This window comes from uncultured Streptococcus sp., from assembly GCF_915066115.1.
In the GTDB taxonomy this organism is placed as follows: Bacteria; Bacillota; Bacilli; order Lactobacillales; family Streptococcaceae; genus Streptococcus.
In genome coordinates, this window is record NZ_CAJZDT010000114.1 from 1 (window position 1) to 6,202 (window position 6,202).

Below are 6,202 nucleotides of genomic sequence, written 5' to 3' on the forward strand. Positions count from 1 at the left end.
TTGTCTGCGTGTCAGAGCGTGGAGTTTCTTCTTTAGGGTGATTTCTCCATTCTTGTTTATCGGTCTCTCTGGAGGAATTGGCTATCTCCAAGGCTCTTCTATGGCTCAGAGTGGCAAGATAGCAGTAGTCAGCACTGTTCCAGCTGTGACAGACAGTCTTAAATCTACCAATGGTCTCAATTTTGATTATCAGGATGAAGCAAGTGCTCAAGCTGCTATCAAGGATGAAAAATTAAAAGGCTATCTGACCATTGAGCAAGAGGATAGTGTCTTGAAGGCAGTTTATCACGGTGAAACTTCCCTTGAGATTGCTATTAAGCTAGGAGTAACGAGCAAGTTAAATGAGCTTCAAGATCAACTCAATCGTTCGGCAGCCAATTTGTCACAAGAACAGGAAAAACGCTTGGAACAAACAGTTAACTTTACGGAGAAAATTGATGAATCCAAGGAAAATAAAAAAATGATTCAAACCTTTGCGGCCGCAGGACTTGGTTTCTTCCTTTATATGATTTTGATTACCTATGCTAGTGTCACTGCTCAGGAAGTGGCTAGCGAGAAAGGAACCAAAATTATGGAGGTGGTCTTCTCTAGTATCCGAGCTAGTCATTATTTCTACGCTCGCATGCTGGCTCTGCTTCTTGTGATTTTGACCCATATTGGCATTTACGTCGTGGGTGGACTTGCTGCCATTCTTCTCTTTAAAGACCTACCAATCTTGGCACAATCTGGTATTTTAAACCATATAGGAGAGGCTTTCTCGCTCAACACCTTATTGTTTGTCTTGGTTAGCCTCTTTATGTACGTTGTTTTAGCAGCCTTCCTAGGTTCTATGGTTTCTCGTCCTGAGGACTCAGGAAAAGCCTTGTCGCCTTTGATGATTTTGATTATAGGTGGTTTTTTTGGAGTGACAGCTCTAGGTGCAGCTGGTGACAATCTCATCTTGAAGATTGGTTCATATATTCCCTTTATTTCGACTTTCTTCATGCCGTTTAGAGCTATTAATGGCTATGCAAATGGGTTAGAAGCTTGGATTTCGCTTGCGATTACGATTGCTTTTGCAGTAACGGCAACAGTCTTTATCGGACGTATGTATGCTAGTCTCGTTCTGCAAACAGATGATTTAGGTCCTTGGAAAACCTTTAAACGTGCCTTATCTTATAAATAGAAGAGCCTCGCGAAAGCGAGGTTTTTTAGAGATAAAAAGAGTGGAATTTAGAAAAATATTTTTCATATCTATTGACTTTTAGGGGTGAAATTTGGTATTATAGTAGGCGGTATTGTTTACCCCATTTGTAAGGCCCCGGAACCTTCCAAATACTTTTCGATGGGAAGGAACACCCATCACCGTAAACAAAAATCGAACTATATATAGGAGAAATCATGAACAAAACAACATTTATGGCTAAACCAGGCCAAGTTGAACGTAAATGGTACGTAGTTGACGCAACTGATGTACCACTTGGACGTCTTTCTGCAGTAGTTGCTAGCGTACTTCGCGGAAAAAACAAACCAACATTTACACCACACACTGATACAGGTGACTTTGTGATTGTTATCAATGCTGAAAAAGTTAAATTAACTGGTAAAAAAGCAACTGATAAAATCTACTACACTCACTCAAACCACCCAGGTGGATTGAAACAAATCTCTGCAGGTGAACTTCGTTCTAAAAATGCAGTACGTTTGATCGAGAAATCAGTTAAAGGTATGCTTCCACACAATACTCTTGGACGCGCTCAAGGTATGAAGTTGAAAGTATTTGTTGGAGCTGAGCACACTCACGCTGCACAACAACCAGAAGTTCTTGATATTTCAGGACTTATCTAAGGAAAGGAACAATAAAGTATGTCACAAGCACAATATGCAGGTACTGGACGTCGTAAAAACGCTGTTGCACGCGTTCGCCTTGTTCCAGGAACTGGTAAAATCACTGTTAACAAAAAAGATGTTGAAGAGTACATCCCACACGCTGACCTTCGTCTTGTAATCAACCAACCATTCGCAGTTACTTCAACTGCAGGTTCATACGACGTTTTCGTTAACGTTGTAGGTGGTGGATACGCTGGTCAATCAGGAGCTATCCGTCACGGTATCGCTCGTGCCCTTCTTCAAGTAGATCCAGACTTCCGTGATTCATTGAAACGCGCAGGACTTCTTACACGTGACTCACGTAAAGTTGAACGTAAGAAACCAGGTCTTAAGAAAGCTCGTAAAGCATCACAATTCTCAAAACGTTAATCAATACGATTATATCAACGTTTCAAAGCACTTTGCAAAGATTTTGCAAAGTGCTTTTTTGTCGATTTTTGAGCTAGAATAGCTTTGTGATAACCTTCTGATAACCTCTTCTAAATTTTAAAAATCATGATTCTATTTTGCTTTATTGAGATAATTTGCAAATTTGTCAATAGAGTTTTTCTCACCAGTTTTTGTGGTGTGAGTGTAGACATCTAATGTCATCTGACTGCTTGCATGACCGAGACGTTTTGATGTATTAGAAGGATCGATTCCAATTTCAGACATAAGTGTTGCATGTGTATGTCTAAACCCATGTGGGCTAATTGGTTTTAATTTATGCTTTTTAATGATTCGATTTAGTACATTATTAATGTAATCAGCATGCAAAGGTTCAATTTTGTCATTGCTTGATATGTAAGAGAACATATATTCGTTACTGATATTTAGTTTTGTAAGAGGCAACTGAGATTGTTCTTTCAGATAGAAATTTCTCCATTGCTTAATAATATCGATTGTCTCATCATCAAGATAGATTGTGCGAACTGAAGATTCATTCTTTGTACTCTTTTCAATTGCTTTACCGTCAATTCTTCCTAGACTTTTGTCTATGTTCAATAGATTGCTATCAAAGTCAATATCAGCCCATTTTAAAGCGTATAACTCCCCTTTTCGTAGTCCACTAAATGCAAGAAGTCTAAATAAAGCAAAATGTTTAAATGGCTCAGTTTCTTTCACTATATCAAGGAAATGATGCAATTCCTCCAGTGACCAAAAATTATCTGATCTTGTCTTTTTGATTTTGGGCATGATAACATTCTTCATTGGATTTCGATCAATGTAGTTCATATTGATTGCAAAATCAAAAATTTTTGAGGTATAGGATTTTATCTGTTTGATATTTTTGAAAGTCTGAGATTTTTGTGTAATAAAGTTTTGACAGTCTAAAGGACTGATTTGGTCAATAAATTTATGGCCAAATATTGGTAGAATATGTATTCGATAGATATTCTTAGTTTGGGAAGAAGTTGTTTCTTCAACGGTCCCAACATAGGCCTTAAACCATTCTTGATAAAGTTCTTTATAAGTGACTTTTGGGTTAGGTTTGTCGGTATTTACTGTTGGGGCAACGACACCAGCTTCTAAACGAGCTTCGTACAATTTTGCCTCTTTTTTGGTTTTGAACCCTCTCTTTAAGTGCCTTTTTTTCTTTCCGTAAGCATCTAAGCCAATGTAAAAGCTGACATAGTATAGGATTCCTTTTTTTGTTTTGTATTTGTGTATAGACATTTTTTCTCCGTATCTAAGTTCTCGGAGCTTATGTAATTGAGAAATGAGTGTCTATCTATTTTTTCTATCTTCTTGGCGGATAGCGTATTCGTCTGTTTTAATCCAGCTCTGCCAAACTTTAGAATCTTTGTTTTGGTGATTCATATAGTCTATAAACTCAGATATAAAACGTTTGTTTTTCTCAGCTAGGTATTCTGAGAATATATGACGAAATTCATCTGAAAAACTATCATCAAGTGGTAGTGTTAATGCCCTTTCGCCAAATTCGATACTTTTCTTTAACTTCTCCATATCGCTTTTAAAAGGTGTCACAGAACCAATTTTAGATGTTTTGAAACTATCTGTAACAATTTTAAGATTTGATGGAGCGTGTGGGTTGCTATCAAGTCCCATAATGTAAGCGACGGAAACATTAAAGTATTTTGCTAATTTTTCAGCATTATCTTTTTTAGGTTTGCGGATTCCTTGATTGTATCCAGAAAGTGTAGGATAGGCTATATTTGTAGCTTCGCTAATTTCTGTCAATTTTTTTCCGCTATTTTCTATCAGTTTAGTAATATGATTGGTCATAAGAACCTCCTTTTTATCATTATAACACATTTTATTCTTTTTGAATAAAAAAGCTTGACAAAAATTCAAAAAGGATATATAATTCAAAATGAATAACAAATTAAATGGTTTCGGAGCTTATTTAATTTAGAAATGAGGTGTTAATTTATGTCGGAAACTACTTTAGTTGTCCAGCTTCCTAAAGATTTAGAGAAGCAATTACGTGCTCATTATGATGAGATGATTTCAAATGCTGTAGCAAGAGTATTTGAAGATAAAGAACTTTATAAACCTATGGTTCGTATGTCAGGTTTGTCTAGGTGGTTAGATGTATCTACGACAACAATCCAAAAATGGACAAAAGAAGGAATGCCAACCATGGTAATTGATGGAGTGACTTTATACGACAAAAGAGCAGTAACACGATGGTTGAAGCAATATGAAAGATAGGTGTTCGTATGAATGGTGTTCAGTGGATCAAGATAACAACAGATATATTTGATGATGAAAAAATTCAATTAATAGAATCAATGCCAGAAGGAGATACGCTTATTGTAATATGGTTCAAAATTCTGGTACTTGCAGGAAAGCAAAATAATAGTGGCATACTGAGTTTAGGAAATAAGGTATATTACACAGAAGAAATGCTTTCAACAGTGTTTAGACGAAAAGCTACATCGATAAAATTAGCTCTCAGCATGTTTGAAGAATTTGGCATGATAGAAATCATAGATGGCGCTATTACCATTCCAAAATGGGAGAAACATCAGAATATAGATGGACTAGAAAAGATTAGAAAACAAACTAGGGAACGTGTTGCTCGTCATAGACAAAAACAAAAAGCACTAATTACAGGCGAGCCACAACTCGTTTTAGACTGTAACGTTACAGTAACGGATGAAAATGATAATGTAACGCAAGAGATTAAGAACAAGAGTAAGAATAAGAAAGAGATTGAGAATATACTGGATAATAGTTCTAGAAAGCCTGAAACTTATATTCCACCCAAATATTATTCTTTGTTAGAATCCATTTCTTATAAGTACAATGATAGATTTTTGTATCCTAACAATTACACTTTAACACATGCTCAGAAGATGAAGATAGGCGAGTATTTGGCTAGTGGGTATGTAACTAGTGATGAAGTCATTAGCATGATTGAACGGATTCCTGAGGATGCGACGTCTCCTTTGGCGTATTTATTTAAGTCTATGGAGAATTTAAAGCAGGAACGTATGCTGGAGTGCAAAGCTATTGCCCATGAAAATGCCCGAAAGAAGTATATGATAAATGAGTAGATATAGGACTGTTCTAAAGAAATGTTACATCACTGAGGAGCAAAATGAAATAGTGAATAACTTGATTGAAATGACAAATCATCTAAGTTTTTCCTCTTATGCCAGAAAAATGTTATTTAAGAGCTCGCCTATTTATCTTCAATTTGATTTTGAATCTTATCATGACTTTATATTTCAAGTTAGAAGAATTATCAATAACTTACGTCAGTTAGAAAGAATAGCAGAACAAAGTGAGGATTTGGATAATGTAAGGATATTTCACTACTGCGTTGAGCTGATGATAGAATATGAAAAGAAGACAAGTAAACAAGTGAAAGAACTTGTAAAACGACTAAATAAGAAAACGAGGTGATAGGACCATGAGAATAAAATCTGTGTTGAAACAGGTGTTTTTGACGGAAGAAGAAAATAAAAAATTAAATGATTGTATGAGGAAGGAAAATATTCGTAATTTTTCTGAGTTTGCTAGACAAAAATTAATACGAACAGATTTGAACATCCAAAAAGTCTCTTTTGAAGGTTTAGTTCCTTTAACAGAAGAGTTGGAACAAGTCGGAAAGAATATCAATTCTATAGCCCGTCTTGCAACTGTAGTTGGGAGAATAAGCTATGAAAACAAAATGGATATGTCTATTTTGATGCAAAAAATAGTTGATGTGATGGAGGAAAAAGATGTTTATTTTCAAAAGTAATATGGATAAGGATTTTGATCAGATATGTGAATACATATTGAAATTAAAGCGAGCAGAATTATTTCTTCATGGAATTAAACAACAAGATAAAACGAAGGCTCGTTTGTATCATGCGATGCTGGAATACTATGATGCTAA

9 protein-coding genes are annotated in these 6,202 nt (G+C 35.7%); 7 read left to right on the forward strand and 2 right to left on the reverse strand.

Annotated features, from left to right (window positions below; all coding sequences use genetic code 11):
• Positions 1–4: 4 nt before the first annotated feature.
• The 3 genes from QZ565_RS07655 to rpsI all read left to right on the forward strand — a co-directional run bounded on the left by QZ565_RS07655 (position 5) and on the right by rpsI (position 2,238).
• Complete coding sequence (locus QZ565_RS07655) at positions 5–1,165, forward strand: ABC transporter permease (protein WP_295527824.1); 1,161 nt, start codon at positions 5–7, stop codon at positions 1,163–1,165.
• A 215-nt stretch (positions 1,166–1,380) separates the two neighbouring features.
• Positions 1,381–1,827, forward strand: coding sequence for a 50S ribosomal protein L13 (gene rplM, locus QZ565_RS07660; RefSeq protein WP_001044624.1), 447 nt, complete (start codon positions 1,381–1,383; stop codon positions 1,825–1,827).
• Between the two features lie 18 nt (positions 1,828–1,845).
• Entirely contained in the window at positions 1,846–2,238 is a 393-nt protein-coding gene (gene rpsI, locus QZ565_RS07665) for a 30S ribosomal protein S9 (protein WP_000075964.1), read from the forward strand.
• Between the two features lie 132 nt (positions 2,239–2,370).
• On the opposite strand, the gene QZ565_RS07670 is transcribed toward rpsI, so the two are convergent.
• Entirely contained in the window at positions 2,371–3,525 is a 1,155-nt protein-coding gene (locus QZ565_RS07670; RefSeq protein WP_125386634.1) for a site-specific integrase, read from the reverse strand.
• A gap of 51 nt (positions 3,526–3,576) precedes the next feature.
• A complete protein-coding gene (locus QZ565_RS07675) occupies positions 3,577–4,095 on the reverse strand; it encodes a helix-turn-helix transcriptional regulator (RefSeq protein WP_084947897.1) in 519 nt (172 codons plus the stop codon).
• A 147-nt stretch (positions 4,096–4,242) separates the two neighbouring features.
• Between QZ565_RS07675 and QZ565_RS07680 the strand changes: the two genes are divergently transcribed.
• From QZ565_RS07680 to QZ565_RS07695, 4 genes are read left to right on the forward strand one after another with little or no spacing between them, the layout of a single operon-like run.
• Positions 4,243–4,524 (forward strand): DNA-binding protein, encoded by a 282-nt coding sequence (locus tag QZ565_RS07680; protein WP_084947900.1) that lies wholly within the window; start codon positions 4,243–4,245, stop codon positions 4,522–4,524.
• An 8-nt stretch (positions 4,525–4,532) separates the two neighbouring features.
• Positions 4,533–5,372, forward strand: a complete 840-nt coding sequence (locus QZ565_RS07685; protein ID WP_295527818.1) for a phage replisome organizer N-terminal domain-containing protein — start codon at positions 4,533–4,535, stop codon at positions 5,370–5,372.
• On the forward strand, positions 5,365–5,724 hold the full coding sequence (locus tag QZ565_RS07690) for a hypothetical protein (RefSeq protein WP_000092745.1): 360 nt from the start codon (positions 5,365–5,367) through the stop codon (positions 5,722–5,724). Before QZ565_RS07685 ends, QZ565_RS07690 begins: the two co-directional genes overlap by 8 nt.
• A gap of 7 nt (positions 5,725–5,731) precedes the next feature.
• Positions 5,732–6,064: a hypothetical protein gene (locus QZ565_RS07695; protein ID WP_001220782.1), complete on the forward strand. Its 333-nt coding sequence runs from the start codon at positions 5,732–5,734 to the stop codon at positions 6,062–6,064.
• The last annotated feature ends 138 nt before the right edge of the window (positions 6,065–6,202 follow it).